This is a genomic window from Paucibacter sp. DJ2R-2 (assembly GCF_025717675.1).
In the GTDB taxonomy this organism is placed as follows: domain Bacteria; phylum Pseudomonadota; class Gammaproteobacteria; order Burkholderiales; family Burkholderiaceae_C; genus Paucibacter_A.
In genome coordinates this window covers 993,750-1,009,826 of record NZ_JAJIRT010000001.1, presented here as the reverse complement: position 1 = coordinate 1,009,826, position 16,077 = coordinate 993,750, and the positions used below count along the sequence as shown (strand labels likewise).

The following is a 16,077-nucleotide window of genomic DNA, read 5'->3' as shown; positions in this document are numbered from 1 at the left end:
ACACCCGATAAGTCCTGATGGAACTCTTGCGCTTCTCTCAAGGTTTTATTTTTCAATGAAATCAATGGTTTACGGGAACTTCTCATGAGCGGGGCCGAGTCTTTAACGCCGGGCGCAGAGGTCGATTCCTTGGCTGAGCGGACCCTGCAGATCGGCGAATGGCAGGCCGATCCGGTCTTGGACGAGCTGCGCCGGGGCGAGCAGGTGCTCAAGCTGGAGCCGCGCAAGATGCGCTTGCTGATGGCGCTGGCGCGCCGGCCGCAGCAGCTAGTGACGCTGGATCAGCTGCTCGACGAGGTCTGGGCTGACCTGGTGGTAACCCCTAGTTCGGTGTACCAGTCGATCTCACAGCTGCGCAGCGTGCTCGGCGATGAGGCGAGTCAGCCGAGGTATATCGTCACCGTGCCGCGCAAGGGTTACCGCTTGGTGGCCTCTGTCAGCGAAGTGGTGGCTGTTGCCACTCCTGCCCCGGCTGCGGGGGCGACATCAGCGCCCTTGCAGCCTGAGCCTGAACCAAAGCGACGCGCGACCGATCAAGCTGTGGCGCCGCTGGTGCTGCCCACCCCTCCTGCCTCCCCCGCCCCTACCTCGCCATCCGTCCCAAGCCGGCGTCTTTTGCTCGGCGGCTCGGCCGCTGCGGCGGCCTTGCTCGGCGCAGGCGGATGGTGGGCTTGGCAGCGTGCTGCGCGCATGCCGGCCGGTGACATCACCCTGGCCGTCCTTCCTTTTGATGATGTCTCGCCCAAGGACCTGGAGCAGCCCCTGGCCGACGGCCTGGCCGAAAGCGTGATCGGCGCACTGTCTCGCCATCAGCAGATCCGGGTGACGGCGCGCTCCACCTCCTTCCAGTTCCGCAGCGCCCAGGCTCTGGCGCCGCAGGCCAAGCAACTGGCCGTGACCCATGTGCTCTGGGGTGAGCTGCGGCGCTGGCAGCAGGGCCTGCAGCTCAAGCTCAGCCTGCACCGGGCGGCTGACAGCGAGCTGCTTTGGCACCATGTGTTGGAATCCCAGGCCGCCGCCTTGGGCAGTCTGGCCTTCAGCGCCGCCAATGCCGCCTTGCAGGCTCTGGGCGTAGCTCCGCTGCCGGTCAGTGCGGCACCCATGCCACTGGCCGATGCCTATGAGCTGTATCTGCTGGGTTTGCACCACCAGCGTAGCGCGCAGATCGAGGGCGTCTTGAAGGCCCGCGCCTATTTCCAGCGTGCCATCGACGCTGACCCCGGCTTCGCCTTGGCCTATGTGGGCCAGGCTGCCACTTGGATCGCCGAGTTCCATTACGGTAGCGGCCTGGGTTTTCGCACCATGGATGCGCGCGCCCAGCCCTTGATCGACCGCGCCTTGCAGCTGGACCCCGAGCAAGCTCTGGCCCTGGGCCTGCAAGGTCATCTCAAGGCCAATCTGAGCCAACACGAGGAAGCTCGGCGCTGGTTGAGTCAGGCCCTGGAAAAGGCACCGAGTGACGCCAGTCTGCTGAACTGGTCAGGCAGCAATGAGAGTGACGACGGCTGGCCGGCCCGCGCCCAGCCCTTTTTCAGCAAGGCCGCGCAGCTGAGCCCTTTGGCGGTGCAGATTCAGCATCGCGCCGGCCTGGCTGCCATCCATGCCGGGCAGTATGAGGCTGCGGAGCAGGCCTATCGGCGCGCCATCGCCATGGCGCCACAGCATGCCAACGGGCACTGGGGCTTGGGCATTCTCGGTTTCGCGCGTGGCCGACTCGCCGATGCGGTGCTCGGCTATCGCAAGGCTTTGCTGCTGGATGCCAAGCGTGAGCCGCTCTGGCAGCAGTTGGCCTGGTTGTATCTGGATCTCGGCCTGGCGGATGACGCACACAAGGCCTTCGCCCAATCTCAAGCCTTGAGCGCCACGCCGGCCTCAGCGCGAGTGACCGCCGCTTATCGGTTTGTGCAGGCTGGTGATCGCGCGGCGCTGGAGCAAGCGCTGCGGCTCACGAGCGCAGAAGCGGCCAGCGAGCGCGATGCTGTCATCGATGCCGCCCTGTTGCGCCTGCTGCTGGGTCAGAAAGACCTGGCCCTGAAGGCACTGGAGTCTGTCATCGGTCTGGTGCAAGCCGACCCCGTGCCGCTCTACAACAACTGGTTGAGCTTCCAGGGTCAGCACATCCTGCTCGATGTGGCCACCATCTACAGCGCCGCGGGCCAAGGCGAGAAGGCCGAGCCTTTCATCGCGCAGGCTGCCGCCTACATCGATCGTTATGTCAAGCAAGGCAACGTCTGGCATGCCGCCGGCTACCACCGCGCCCGCATCGCTGCCCTGCGCAGCCAGCCTGATGCGGCGCTGGCTGCCCTGGAAGATGCGGTGCGCCTGGGCTGGCGACGGGGCTGGTGGTTGGCCCAAGACCCGGCACTGCAAAGCCTGCGTGAATTGCCCCGGTTCAAGGCGGTGCTGGCCCGTATCGAGGACTCGAATCGCCTGCAGCGGCAAAGGCTGCTGACTTGAGTACGACCCTGCACATCCGTCCCATCCTGCCCGCCGAGCACGAGGCCGCCCGTGCCCTCTTGTCCGCCAATGGCTGGGCCTCTCGCGTGGCCGACCCCGCGCTGTTCGCTCGCTTGCTGAACCAGTCGCAGCTGGCCTTGGTGGCGGTGGAGCGCGGCGAAGACGGTGATCGCGTGATCGGCTTTTTGCGCGCACTCACGGACGGCATCTTCAATGGCTATATCTCCATGCTGGTGGTCGATGAAGCGCAGCGCGGGCGGGGTGTGGGTCGCGCTCTGGTTCAGCAAGCCATGGGCGATCGCCCGGAAATGACCTGGGTGCTGCGCGCCGGCCGCGAGGGCGTCGCGGGCTTTTACGAACAGATCGGCTTCAGCCGCTCCGAGGTGGCCATGGAGCGGCTGGGGCGGCGCGGCTGAAGGCTGAACTTTCGGGCTAGGCCTCGTCGGGGTCGGTTTCGTCCAGCCAGACCTGCAGCGCATCAGGCAAGTCCTCGCGCTCCTCCGGGCTCGGCCGAGGCGCGCCGGCGGCCAAGAGGGCTTGCAGCGAGGCCAGGTAGTCGCCACCAGGCTGCGGCAGATGCGTGGCGGCATGCTGCCAACTGCCCATCACATCGCCACCGAAGCCGTTGACTTCTTCCCAGCTCGCGCCTTGGTCCAGCAGCAACTGCACCAGGGCCGCGTCGCCGTTGAAGGCGGCCTGGTTCAGGGCGCTGGCATCCCAATCCCCGGGCACTGCGACCGGCCAGCCCAGCGACAGCATCAGCGCCACCGAGGCTCGGGCGCGGCGTTGCGCCTGGTCGGGCAGCAGGCGCAGCTCTTGCGCGCTCAAGCTTTGCAGCAGCTCGGGCTGGTCATCGAGCAAGGCACGAGCCGTGCGCGCATCTGCGGCCGCGCAGGCGGCGAGGAAGCGCTCGCCTGTCGTGGGCAGTTCTGGCTGCGCGCCTCGCGCCGCCAGCAGCGCGAGTGCCTCGGTCTCGCCCAGAAGGGCCGCCAGGGTGGCAGGCGTGCGGCCCTCGGCGTCGCGGGCCGCGAGATCGGCCCCCTGAGATGTCAACAGGCGCAGGCATTCCAAGGAGCGACCCCGGCGCAACGCATGGTGCAAGGCAGCGCCGCCCTGCGGCCCCGCCTCGTTCACATCAGCGCCCAGGCTCAGTGCCAAGGCCAGGCCGCTCGGGTCCTCGAAGTCGAGCATGCGCAGCAAGGCATTCGTGCCCTGCCAACGCGCACCGTGGGCGCACAACTGGCGGATCTGCACGGCCGCACGGCCGCGGTCGGGGTCCTCGCAGGCGTGGTACAGCGACTCGCCATCGTTGGGCTCCGCCCCCGCGGCCAGCAAGGCGGCGGCCAGCGCGGGGCTGCGCGCGCAGCTGATGGCGCCGTAGAGCAGGGGCAGGCGAATCGGCGTCGGCTCGGCAGCACCGGCTTCCAGGTCCGGCATGTGCATGGCGCTCAAGGCGCCGCTGGGGCAGCGGGCGAGCAAGGTCTGAGCACAGCGCAGCAGGCCCGAGGCCCAAGGTTCGCCGAGACGATGCAGGCTGGAGAAGCACACGTACGCCAAGGCCGGCGCGGCGAAGGGCGGCAGCAGCTGCATGGCATCGGGCAGGGCGACCACTGCGTCCAGATCGCCCTGAACCAGGGCCCTCGCGGCGCGCAGACCGGGCGGGCAGGCGCTGCTCATCGGCCGCTTCTGCTGCATGAGCGCCAGTGCGCGTTCCGCTTGCGGGCTGTCCCAGCCGCGGCCGATGGCCAGGGTCAGGGCGCGTGTGAGCAGGGCAGTCTGGTCGAGCTGGCGCGCCTCCAGCTGCGCATGGACGGCACGCTGCAGGGCTGGCCAGCTGGGGAAGCCCATTTCACGTGCGATCACCAACTGCGCCATGCTCAGGCGCGGCGGAGTAGCCGGGTCCGCCCGGTGGTGAGGCGCGGCGCGCGCCAGGCTTTCGGCCTCGCCGGCCCGCCAGGCGCGCAGCAGTTCGCGCGCGCGGCGCTTCAGCTGCTGCAGATCGGCGGCTTCGGGAAGAGAAAGTTGAACGGGCTGCGGCGCAGCCCCGTTGTGACGGGTCATCAAGGGACACCTCCATGCGAATGAGTGCCCGAGATCCGCGTGTTCAGGCCGCACAAAGGCAGGGGATGGCTGGTGGCGCTGTGGACGCGGCGTGTCTTTGAGCACGCGCGTCCTGCCGGGTGGGCTCAGCCCTGCCTGCGGATCCAGCAGCGCCCCGGCAGGCGCTGTGGCCTCGAGTGTGCCATAACGGCATGGCCGCGCGGTGGTGCTTGGCTTTGGCTAGTCCAGCTTTTGTTCCTTGGCCGCCTCCATCGCCGCCTTCCACACCCGTGCCGGCACGAAGGTGCGCAGCTGTTCCATGGCGCGGTCGATCAGCTCGGCGTGCAACTCGTGGCCGAGGTCAGGCAGCACATCGGCGGTGACATCGGCGCCCAGCTGCACCAGGCGGCGCGCGGCCGTCACCTGGTCCTGGTAGGGCAGCACGGGGTCGCGTTGGCCGTGCAGGATGTGCAGGCTGACCTGATCTGGCGCGTGGGCGGGCGGGCGGGCATAGGCGCCCGAGAAGGCCAGCACGCGGCCGGCCAGCTGTGGCTCGGCTTGCACTGCTTCCAGAGCCATTACCGCGCCTTGTGAAAAGCCGGCCAGGGCCACGCGTTCCCAGGCCATGTCGAACTGCTCAGCCCAGGCGCGCACGGTGGCGACGAAGCCGGGCAGGGCGGCAGCCACACGCTCGGGGTGGTCGTCATCGCTGGCGCCTTGCAGCGAGTACCACTGCTGGCCCTTGCTAGATTGAGCGCTGCCGGAGGGCTGGTCGAAGGCCTCGGGGCCGTTGATGGACACCACGGCCGCCTGCGGGTACTGGGCGCGCAGGGCCTGCGCCAGCGGCCGCATCTGCGCGGCGTCGGCGCCGGCACCGTGCAGCAACAGAAACAGCAGCTCGGGCAGGCCTTTGTCGGGCAGCAGGGCGAGGGCTTGGGAGCGTTGGGGGGTACTCATGGCATGGATTGTCGCTGGGCTTGAAAGCCCGCCCCTGCCGACCCCGCCCCTTCCGACTCAGCGAAGCTTGAAGACGCTGACCACTTCCACCATGCGCGCCGCTTGGCCGTTCAGGCTTTCGGCGGCGGCCGCTGCTTCCTCGACCAGGGCGGCGTTCTGTTGGGTCACCTGATCCAGCTGAGTGATCGCCTGGTTGATCTGGCCAATGCCGCTGGTCTGTTCCTGAGCGGAGCTGCTGATCTCGTTGATGAGGCTGGCGACTTGCTTGACCTGGTCGACGATATCGCCCATCGATTCGCCGGCCGCGCCCACCAGTCGGCTGCCGACTTCGACGCGTTCGACGCTGGCGCCGATCAGGGTCTTGATCTCACGCGCGGCCTCGGCCGAGCGCCCGGCCAAGCTGCGCACTTCGCTGGCGACCACAGCAAAGCCGCGCCCTTGTTCGCCGGCCCGTGCCGCTTCGACCGCGGCATTGAGCGCCAGGATATTGGTCTGGAAGGCGATGCCATCGATGACACCAATGATGTCGGAGATCTTCTTCGACGAGGTGCTGATGTCTTGCATCGTTGCCACGACTTGACCGACCACCTCGCCGCCCTTGACCGCGGCCGTGCTGGCTGAGCTGGCCATCGCATTGGCTTGGCGGGCAGTTTCAGCGTTATTTCTCACCGTGGCACTGAGCTGCTCGACCGAGGCGGCCGTCTGTTCTAGGTTGCTGGCCTGGCTTTCGGTGCGCTGAGACAGATCGGAGTTGCCGCTGGCGATTTCGCTGGCGCCGGTGGAGATGTTCTCGGCGCCGCTGCGGACCTCGCTGACCATACGGGCCAGGCCGTTGCGCATGTCTCGCAGGCCACCGAGCAACTGCGCGGCCTCGTCCTTGCCGCTGATCTCGATCTCGCTGACCAGGTCGCCGTTGGCCACGCGGGCGGTGGCGCCCAGGGCTATTTGCAGCGGTTGGGTGATGCTGACCGTCAGGCGCCAGGCCATCAGGGCCGACATGGCCAGGACCAGCACACCGGCCACGCTGATCACACCGACGGTGGTTGCGTTGCGCTCATTGGCTTGGGCGGTCGCCTCGCTGCCACGCTGCTTTTGCAGGTCGATGAAGGCCAGCAGCTCGACCACCGCTTTGTTGAGCAAGGGATCGATTTTGCTGGTGATGACCTTGGCCGCCTGTTCGGTGTTGAACTGTGCCGCCAGATCAACGGCTTCCTTGAACTGCACATCCATCTGCTGATCGATGTCGGCCAGGCGGGCGAAGATGGCTTTCTCTTCGGCCACAAGCTCGGCCGACTCCAACTTGCTCTTGGCGGCGAGGTAGGCGGCACGTTGCTTTTTCGCTTCCGCCTCGTCCTTCTGTACCCCACTGACTTCGGTCTGCAGACCCATATTGCGCACCGCAACAGCACTGCTGAGCAGGGAGTTGCGCATCTCGAATGCCAGCTCTTCGCGGGCGACCGAGCGCTGCAGGGTTTCCAGCAGTGTGGCTCTGCTGGAGCGATTGCTCAGCAGCGCCCCCAGCAGCAGCACGATGGCGGCCAGCAGAATGGCGCCAAAGCCGAGGCCCAGGCGCGGGCCGATTTTCATATCGCGTAAGTTCATCCGCATGCTCCGGAGGGCCGTTCAAAAACCTGCCAGCCTTCAAGGGTGGCAGATGGGCGTTGCAACAGTGCGCAGGCTGGGCCGGCTTCAGTTCTTGTAGATGCCGCAGCCGACCAGGGTGTCACCGACGCGTTCCAGATACATGGCCTTGCCCTCGATCTTCTGGGACACCGGGTTGAGGAATTTATAGCCTTCGACCCAGCCCTTGCCTTTGGTCTTGGCCAGGTCCACAAACATCTGGATCAGCGGCTTGCCATCCGGGTCCTTGAGGCCGATCAGGTCCTTGCCCACCAGCTTGGGGTTGGCACCTTGGGCCAGGTTCTTGCCGTTCAGGTCGTAGACGATGATGTACAGGTCCCGGTCCTTGAAGGACTTGCCATTGGTGAACTCTTCGTAGGCCTTCTCTGGCCCCTGGGCTTTGATGTAGCTGATCGCCTTTTTGACCATGGCTTCAGCCTCCGCTGCCGTGCCGTTCTCGACCGCATGCGCAGCGCCCGCCAAGGCGAGGCTGGCCAGGCTGGCCAGCATCAAGTGCAGAACTTTTTTGAGTGCGCTGAAGAATGTCATCGGTTGCTCCTGATTGAGGGTGAACGACGGAGGGCCAGGCCAGAGGCCCCGGCGCTTGGCCGAGAGCTCCGCTTCAGGGCGAGCCTTGCAGACCTGCCCCTTCGGCTCGTTTCATCCTAAGCCTTTCGGTGCCAGCAGGGAACCGCACACGGCATTGAATATCCGCAGCTCCCAATCGCTGTGCACCGGCCTGGCACCCATCGCTGAGCCATCTTCCTTCTTGTGGCCTGAGCCCGCTGCATCGAAGCGGCCGTTTCGGAGGCGCATTTCCGCGCTTTAGACGGGCGGTGTTGTGTTCTGTTCTAGCTATTTCACGAGGGACGCGGGAATTGCGTGCGTCGAGGCCGAAGCCGGTGGCGCCGAGACGGCCGCAGCCGATGCCCAGTGGCATCGGCGAGGCTGAGTCCGGACATGGACAGGCCAAGTGGCCTGTCCATGACTGACGAAGTGCCAAGCCTCGGGCTTGGTGCGGCCTGCATGGCTTGAGGCGTCAGGGGCAAGGTCTGGGCCGCGCAAGCCCGCGTAGGCCCAGTGTCCAAAATGGATCGAAGGTCGAAGCGAGAGATCATCGTGCTCATCGGTGCTGTGGACCGGCCACGGCCGACCTCGTGAAACATCCGGGCTAGGCCCAAGCGGCGCTCAGGAACGCGTCTGGTCGTTGTCTTTGTGGCCGATCAGGCGGACCAGGGTGGCGCGCAGCTTGGGCGCGTCGATGGGCTTGGTCAGGAACTCGTTCATGCCGGCCGCCAGGGCCTCGTCGCGCTCGGAGACGAGCGCGGCGGCGGTCAGGGCGACGATGGGCAGCTCTTCGGCATCGAAGCGCTGGCGCACCTGGCGGGTGGCCTCGTGGCCGCTCATCACCGGCATCTGCACATCCATCAGCACCGCGTCGAAAGGCCGGCCCATGCTGGCGGCAGCAAAGATGGCTTCGACCGCCTGGCTGCCGTCGTTGGCCTGCGAGACCTCCAGCCCCCATTGCTGCAGCTGGGCCACGGCAATCATCATGTTCACCGGATGGTCCTCCACCATCAGCACGCGCAGGCCTTGCAGGTCCTGGTTGTCGCGCGCTTCGCGCGGCTGGCTGCTGATGGGCGTGGCCGCGGCCGGAAGGGGCAGCTCGGCCCAGAAGGTGGAGCCCTGGCCCGGTGCGCTCTGCACACCGACTTCGCCGCCCATCAGGGTGGCCAGCTCGCGGCAGATCGACAGGCCCAGGCCGGTTCCACCGTAGCGGCGGGTGGTTGATTCGTCGGCTTGCGTGAAGGCCTCGAACAGGCGCTCATGGAGCTCGGGCGCAATGCCGGGGCCGGTGTCGCTGACCTCGATGCGCACGCGCTCGCCGGCCAGCGCCATCACGTGCACGGCCACCGAGCCCGACTCGGTGAACTTCAATGCATTTGATAGATAGTTGCTGAGGATCTGGCGGATGCGCACCTGGTCGCCGACCACCCAGGCCGGGATCTCGGGCGCCACATCGATCTTGAAGGCCAGGCCATGGGCATGGGCCAGGGTCAGGTAGGCCATGCGCATGGTGGCCAGCATGTCGCGCAGGGCGAAGGGCGCGGCCTCCAGGGTCAGGCGGCCGGCCTCGATCTTGGACAGGTCGAGGATGTCGGAGATCAGGCCCGAGAGGCTCTCGGCGCTGTCCAGCATTTGGTCCAGGTACTCGCGCCGCGTGGCCTCGGGCAGGTCGGGTTGCTGCAGCATGCGGGCCAGGCCCAGCAGGCCGTTCAGCGGCGTGCGAATCTCGTGGCTGGTGTTGGCCAGGAAGGCACTCTTGGCCCGGTTGGCGGCCTGCGCTTCGTCCTTGGCCTGGGCCAGGGCGGCTTCGACGCGGCGGCGCTCGGTCACGTCTTCCATGATCCAGATGGTGCCGCCGCGGCTCGGGTGGTTCAGGTCCACGGCGCGCGCCAGCAGGCGGCAGAGGAAGGTTGTGCCATCACGCCGGCGCATGGGCCGCTCGGTCTCGACCTGCTCGCCCAGGGCCAGGCGCGGGCCCAGTTCACGGCCGACGGCCGCGTAGTCCTCGGCATTGGGCCAGACCACGCTGCCATGCTGACCGACCAGGCCGCCCGGGGGCCAGCCGAACATGGTCTCGACCAGGCGGTTGGCCTGCACGAAATGCTGCTCGCGCGTCAGCGTGATGCCGATCGAGGCGTTCTCGAGAATCGCCTGGTGCACCAGGCGCGTGCGCTCGGTCTCGGTCACATCGCGCGCGTTGATGACCAGGTATTGCTGGCCATCGAGCGCAAACGGCGCCGCCGACATCAGCATGGAAATGGCCTCGCCGTTCTTGCAGACAAAGGTCACCGGCAGTTCGGACACCCGGCCTTGGGTGCGGATCAGATCCAGCATGTGCTCGCGTTCGGCGCGGTTCTTCCAGATGCCCAGCTCCTCCGAGCTGCGCCCCAGCACCTCTTCGCTGCTGTAGCCGCTGAGGCGCTCGAAGGTCTTGTTGACCATGGCGTAGCGGCCGGAAGCGATCTCGGTCAGGGTGATGACATCGGGGCTGGTGGCCACCAGATGCGAGAGCAGGCCCTCGCTGCGGCGCAGGGCGTCCTGGGCACGCGACTGCTCGGTCTGGTCGATGAAGAAAGACAGGGTGGCCGGGCCGCTGGCGGCGTCCACACGCACGCTGGTCGCCTGCACCAGGCGGTGGCGGCGCGACAGGGTGCGCAAGCGGAACTCGGCCATGGGCAGCATGCCGCCGACCGGCATGGCCTCGATCTTGGCGGCGCGCTGGCGGGCGCGCTCGTCGTCGCCGGGCTCGTAGTGGGAGAACAGGTCCTGGCCGATCATGCTCGAGCGCTGGGTGTAGCCGAACATGGCCATGGCGGCCGGGTTGGCGTCCAGCACCCGGCCCCAACGGTGCAGCACCAGGGGGCTGGGCGAGCGGCGGAACAGCTCGCGGTAGCGGGTTTCGGTGGCGTGGATGGCCTGTTCGGCCTGTACCTCGCTGGTGACATCGCGGCCCACGCCCCAGTAACCGCGGAAATTGCCGGCCGTGTCGAAACGCGGCTCGCCGCTGATGGAGACATAGCGCACGCTGCCGTCCAGGGCGCGGCGGCGCGCCACCAGGCCGTTGAAGGGGCGGTGCGATTCGAGGTCGGCGCGGTGTGCGTCCATGTCCTCGTCGTTCAGTCCGATCTGCTCCACCTCCCAGGGCGTCTTGCCCAGGCGGGCCTGCAGGTCCAGGCCCGAGCTGCCGGCTTTGTCCTCGGCCAGATGGGTGAAGCGGTAGTCGCGGTTCATCTCCCAGTACCAGTCGGCCGCCATGCTCAGCAGGCCGCGGAAACGGGCGCTGCGGTCGCTGGCGGCCTTGGTCGAGCGCTTGACCATGCGCTCCGTGGCCACGCCGACCAACACGCCGGCGCACAGCAGCAGGGTGTGGATGGCGATGCGGGTGCCCAGGGGCTGCAGGGCCGTGACGCTGGTCGCCCAGCCCTGATATTCGGCCCAGCCCAAGCCCAGGATGGCGGCCAGGCCCAGGCCGGCCAGGGCCAGGCCAATGCGCAGGCCCAGCATGCCGGTCGCGAACGCGGCGATCAGCCCGCCCACGGCCAAGGCGATCGAGTAGAGGCCGACCCCGCGCGAGACTGCGATCAGGGTGGCGACGCCGATCACCAGGGCCAGCAAGCTGGCCACCACGGCCCCGCCATGCTGGCGCGGCAGCTTCCACAGGCACAGAAAGCTCAGGCCGCCGAGCAAGGCGCAGGCGGCCGGCGGCAGCAGGCCGTCCAGTGGCTCGTTGCCCGGGCGGCTCAGCAGCAGCACCAGGGCTCCGAAGAGCATGATCACGCCGCAAGTCATCAGGAACAGGCGCACGGCATGCCAGCGCACCTTGCGCTCTATGGCGGCCTGTTGTTCGGCCGGGCTCAGGTCCTGGCCGACCAGGCTGCTCAAATCATCGAGGGAATCGGTACCGCTGCTGCTCACATCTGCGCCCTGGCTTGGCGGCAATCATGAATGCTGCCGCTCACGCCGGGGCCTGCCCCCGACGAACAACGCAGTCTCCCCGACTCCGGGGCGTCTGAACATCGGGACTGCACGGGTAAAACCACGCTATTTCGTCGCCGACGCACGGCCGGGCGCAAAGCGTGCAGGAAGTGGCAGGCGGTGCTTCAGCGGGCGCGGTTCAAGGTCTCGCGTGTCGCAACAGCGACCCGCCGAGCGGCAGCGGCAAAGTCTTCGCCGGCGCTGGCGTAGAGCACGGCGCGCGAGCTGCTGACGATGATGGGGCCGCCCTGGCCCTCGCGGCCGCCGGCGCCGGCGCGCCAGCCGGCCTTGACCGTGGCCTCGGCGTCGCCGCCCTGGGCGCCCACGCCGGGGATCAAGAGGGGCAGGGTCGGCGCCAACTCGCGCACCCGGGCGATCTCGGCCGGGTAGGTGGCGCCCACCACCAGGCCCAGCTGACCGTTCTGGTTCCAGTCGGTCTGAGCCAAACGGGCCAGATGCTCGTACAGGCGTGGCTGGCCTGCCACATCGGCCAGGCGCTGGTTTTGCCAGTCGCTGCCACCGGGGTTGGAGGTGCGGCAGAGCAGGATGGCGCCCTTGTCCGGGTAGCGCAGATAGGGCTCGATGGAGTCAAAACCCATGAAGGGCGAGAGCGTGACGGCATCGGCTTGGTAGCGCTCGAAGGCCTCGCGGGCGTACTGCTCGGCGGTGGAACCGATGTCGCCGCGCTTGGCGTCCAGGATGACGGGCACGCCCGGCGCCACGCGCTTGATGTGGGCCATCAGCTGCTCCAGTTGGTCCTCGGCGCGGTGGGCGGCGAAGTAGGCGATCTGCGGCTTGAAGGCGATCACCAGGTCCTTGGTCGCGTCGACGATGGCCGAGCAGAAGTCATAGATGCGCGAGGCATCGCCCTTCCAGGCGCCTGGGAACTTGTTCGGTTCCGGGTCCAGGCCCACACACAGCAGCGAGTCGTTCAGGGTTTGTGCGGCGTGCAGTTGCTGGATGAAGTTCATGGGGGCTATGACCTTGAGGTGGTGGCAGGGCTGGGTGGCATATTGTCCAATTTTTCAATCCGGGAGCGCCATCATGCAGGTGTTGAAGACCGAGAGACTGAGCTTGCGCTGGTTCGAGCCCGCCGATGCGCCCTATGTGCTGGAGCAGATCAACGAGGCCGGCTGGAAGCGCAATATCAGCGATCCCGGCGTCAGCGATCTGGCCGCCGCCCATGACTGGATGGCGGCCAAGCTCTACAACTGGTACTGGCCGCAGGGCCTGGGCCTCTGGGCGATGGAGCGGCTCAGTGACGGTGTGGTGGTCGGCATGTGCGGCCTCTTGCAGCGCGAGCACCTGCAGGCGCCCGACATCGGCTACGCCCTGCTGCCGCGCTACGAGGGCGCCGGATATGCCCGCGAGGCGGCCCGTGCTTGCCGCGCTTATGCCCATGAGGTGCTGGGCGAGCCCCTGCTGTTCGGCACCACGGCCACCTTCAACGAGGATTCGGGCGCGGTGTTGAAGGACATCGGCATGCACCTGCTGTCCACTGGGCCTCTGGGCGAAAGCCCCGAGCCCAGCCATCTCTACGGCGCGGGCGAGGCCGGGCGGCTGAGCGATGAGGGCCAGGTGCGCGACCTGCTGGCGCGCTTCTTCGCCGTCTTCGACAACCGGGTCGGCCGCCTGGCGCCGCTGGCGGCCCTGCCTTTCTTTTTACTGCCCGAGGCCGTGATCAGCCGCGCCAACGCGCCCGGCGAGCCGGCCGGCGTGGAACGCATGAGCGTGCGCGACTTCGTCGAGCCGCGCGCTCGCATGCTCGCCGAAGGCGGCCGCCTGCAGGAGTTTTCCGAATGGGTGACCGAGCAGCAGGTGCAGATCAGCGGCCGGGTCGCGCAAGTCTGGCTGCGCTACCGCAAGAGCGGCATCCTCGACGGCGAGCCCTTCGAGGGCGCGGGCGAGAAGACCGTGCAGTTGGTCAAGCCTGGGCGGCGCTGGAAGATCGCCGCCATGGCCTGGCAAGATCAAGCTTGAGGGCTTGTGAATTTTCTACTGCGCGACTGTCATGCGTCGTTGGTCCGGTGTTGGCTCCAACATCACATTCGCTCTGCGAATATGAGTCGCGCCGCAACTTCGTTGTCGGAATCCTCACGTACAGGAAGTACGTTCCGGTTCCTGCGCTCCGTCCGCCTCGGCCAGAGGCCTCGGCCTTCGCCAGGCAGAAGCAGGCCTCAGGACTGCTTCTGTCCGGGCTCAGCCTAGCCTGACAGCCGCTCGCTACAAAAAATCTCAAGCTTTGAAAGCGGGGTTGCGCCGCAGGGGGCTGGCTACACTGCGGGCTGTCAAGACATGACCCTCTGAACTATGGCCTCCTCCATCCTGCTCGTGGAAGACGATGAACGCCTGGCCGAACTGGTGGCCGAGGCATTGCGCAAGGCTGGCTACGAGGTCAGCCTCGCCGCCACTGGCCCCGAGGGCGAGCGCCTGATGCGCGAACAGTCTTTCGATGTGGTGCTGCTGGACGGCCACCTGCCCGGCAAGGACGGTTTCGACGTGCTGCGCGATGTGCGGCCGGTGTTCCATGGCCGCATCGTGATGCTGACCGCGCGCGACGACGACATCGACCAGGTCCTGGGCCTGGAGGGCGGCGCCGACGACTACATCACCAAACCGGTGGCGCCACGCGTGCTGCTGGCCCGCCTCAAGGCCTTGCTGCGCCGAGAAGTGGCCGCGGCCGGCGAGGCGGACGAAGACGCCGATCTGCGCTTCGGCGAGCTGCTGATCCGCCCCGCGGCACGCGATGTGTTGCGCGGTGGCGAGCGGGTCGAGCTGACCACGGCCGAGTACGAGCTGCTGCTCTTTCTGGCCGAGCGAGCCGGCCAGGTGGTCAGCCGCGACGACATCATGCAAGGCTTGCGCGGCCTGGAATTCGACGGCCTGGACCGCGCCATCGACGCCCGCGTCTCGCGCCTGCGCAAGAAGATTGGCGACGACGCCCAGGCCGCCGAGCGCATCAAGACCGTGCGTGGCCAGGGTTATCTGTTCGCGCGTGATTGATGGATCGATGGATCAATCAACGGACCGGCTGACCCCGCACGCCGCCCCACCATGCCCGCCCTGAGCATCCGTTCCCCCATGACCCGGGTCGCCCTGGGCCTCGGCGTGTCGGTGCTGGCCTTGGTGCTGCTGGTCCAGGGCCTGCTGATGCTGGCCGTGGACGGCGTGACCGATGACTATGTGCGCCGCTTCATGCGTGGCACGGTGGACATGCTGCAGCACGAGCTGGCACCGCTGGATCCCGAACAGCGCGCCATCCGTGTACAGGTGCTGGACCAGTTGTTCGCCTACCCGGTCACCCTGGTGCCTGCGGCTGGGCTGCGGCCTGAAGACCTGGTGACCTTGAGCCGTGGTGAGCTGGTGGTGCAAGGCTTCAACCGGCGCATCTATGCCTCCCTGCCCGGGCTGAACGAAGCCGAGGGTCAGGTCTTGCTGCTCGGGCCGCTGAATGCCGACGGCCACCCGGCCGGTCATCTGCAGGTGCCGCGCGAGCTCTGGCTGCAGCTCGCGGCATCGCTGCTGCTGGGTCTGGCGGTGTTTGGGCTGGCGGCCTGGCTGTTGCGCCCGGTCTGGCGCGATATGCGAGCCCTGCAGCAGGCGGCCGAGGGCATGACAGCCGGTCGTTTCGACATCACCATCCGCGAGCCCGAGAGCCGCTTGTTTGCCCCCTTGGCCGCCGGCGCCCGCGCCACGCTGGAGCGTCTGGCCATGGCCCTGGCCACCCAGCGCGAGCTGACCGGCGCGGTCTCGCATGAGTTGCGCACGCCGCTGGCTCGGCTGCGTTTCGCCATTGACGCCCTGGTCGACGAAGACGATGCCGGCCGCCGCGAGCTGGCGGTGCAGGCCTGCGAGCGCGACATCGACGAACTCGATGCCTTGATCGACGCCAGCCTGATGTTGGCCCGCCTGGACATGGGGGCGCTCGAAGTGGCCTGCGCTCCCGGCGACCTGGGCAGTTTGCTGGCGCAGGAAGCGGCCAGCCTGGCACCTCTGTTGGACGGCAAGCAACTCAGCACCGACATCCGCCTCGGGCTGCAGCCCTTGCGTTTCGATGCTCGCCTTCTGCCCTATGCCTTGCGCAACGGGTTGCGCAATGCGGCCCGCCATGCGCGCGAGCGGATCCGTTTGTCGGCCTGGTTGGACGAGCGCGGTCAGATTTGCCTGGCCGTGGACGATGACGGCGAGGGCGTGCCCGAGTCGCAGCGCGAGGCTGTGTTCACGCCCTTCAAGCGCTTGGACGGCCCCAAGGAGCGCGGCAGCCGCGGCTTCGGCCTCGGTCTGGCGATCGTGCGGCGGGTTGCCGAAGCCCATGGCGGCCAGGCCTTGATGCAGAAAGCGCCCGAATTGGCCGGCGCTCGCCTGTTGATGCGCTGGCCTGACAGAGAATAGCGCCGGTCCGTTTGCGCAAATGCCTGAACGGCCAACCGAACCCAGCCCGGAATCCACAACTGACCCAAC

At 67.5% G+C, this 16,077-nt stretch carries 11 protein-coding genes; 5 read left to right on the top strand and 6 right to left on the bottom strand.

From position 1 onward, the window contains the following. Positions 1–84: 84 nt before the first annotated feature. Together LNV28_RS04420 and LNV28_RS04415 are read left to right on the top strand one after the other, a co-directional pair. On the top strand, positions 85–2,457 hold the full coding sequence (locus tag LNV28_RS04420; protein WP_263568738.1) for a winged helix-turn-helix domain-containing protein: 2,373 nt from the start codon (positions 85–87) through the stop codon (positions 2,455–2,457). Next, positions 2,454–2,873 (top strand): GNAT family N-acetyltransferase, encoded by a 420-nt coding sequence (locus tag LNV28_RS04415; protein WP_411969902.1) that lies wholly within the window; start codon positions 2,454–2,456, stop codon positions 2,871–2,873. Before LNV28_RS04420 ends, LNV28_RS04415 begins: the two co-directional genes overlap by 4 nt. A 16-nt stretch (positions 2,874–2,889) precedes the next feature. Here LNV28_RS04415 and LNV28_RS04410 read toward each other — a convergent pair whose 3' ends face one another. From LNV28_RS04410 to pyrF, 6 genes are all read right to left on the bottom strand, one after another. Beyond that, entirely contained in the window at positions 2,890–4,518 is a 1,629-nt protein-coding gene (locus LNV28_RS04410; RefSeq protein ID WP_263516308.1) for an ankyrin repeat domain-containing protein, read from the bottom strand. Positions 4,519–4,737: 219 nt separating this feature from the next. Next, positions 4,738–5,454, bottom strand: coding sequence for an esterase (gene ypfH / locus LNV28_RS04405; protein ID WP_263516309.1), 717 nt, complete (start codon positions 5,452–5,454; stop codon positions 4,738–4,740). Positions 5,455–5,511: 57 nt separating this feature from the next. After that, complete coding sequence (locus LNV28_RS25060; RefSeq protein ID WP_318013824.1) at positions 5,512–7,056, bottom strand: methyl-accepting chemotaxis protein; 1,545 nt, start codon at positions 7,054–7,056, stop codon at positions 5,512–5,514. Between the two features lie 87 nt (positions 7,057–7,143). Continuing rightward, positions 7,144–7,623, bottom strand: a complete 480-nt coding sequence (locus tag LNV28_RS04390) for a cache domain-containing protein (protein WP_263516310.1) — start codon at positions 7,621–7,623, stop codon at positions 7,144–7,146. 639 nt (positions 7,624–8,262) lie between these two features. Next, positions 8,263–11,556 (bottom strand): PAS domain-containing hybrid sensor histidine kinase/response regulator, encoded by a 3,294-nt coding sequence (locus LNV28_RS04385; protein WP_263516311.1) that lies wholly within the window; start codon positions 11,554–11,556, stop codon positions 8,263–8,265. A 185-nt stretch (positions 11,557–11,741) separates the two neighbouring features. Next, complete coding sequence (gene pyrF, locus LNV28_RS04380) at positions 11,742–12,587, bottom strand: orotidine-5'-phosphate decarboxylase (RefSeq protein WP_263516312.1); 846 nt, start codon at positions 12,585–12,587, stop codon at positions 11,742–11,744. A 73-nt stretch (positions 12,588–12,660) separates the two neighbouring features. Between pyrF and LNV28_RS04375 the strand changes: the two genes are divergently transcribed. The 3 genes from LNV28_RS04375 (at position 12,661) to LNV28_RS04365 (ending at position 16,008) form a co-directional block, all read left to right on the top strand. Continuing rightward, a complete protein-coding gene (locus tag LNV28_RS04375; RefSeq protein WP_263516313.1) occupies positions 12,661–13,596 on the top strand; it encodes a GNAT family N-acetyltransferase in 936 nt (311 codons plus the stop codon). Between the two features lie 330 nt (positions 13,597–13,926). Next, entirely contained in the window at positions 13,927–14,619 is a 693-nt protein-coding gene (locus LNV28_RS04370; protein ID WP_263516314.1) for a response regulator, read from the top strand. A 51-nt stretch (positions 14,620–14,670) separates the two neighbouring features. After that, the gene (locus LNV28_RS04365) at positions 14,671–16,008 is read left to right on the top strand and encodes an ATP-binding protein (RefSeq protein WP_263516315.1); all 1,338 of its coding nucleotides are present in this window, start codon (positions 14,671–14,673) and stop codon (positions 16,006–16,008) included. The last annotated feature ends 69 nt before the right edge of the window (positions 16,009–16,077 follow it).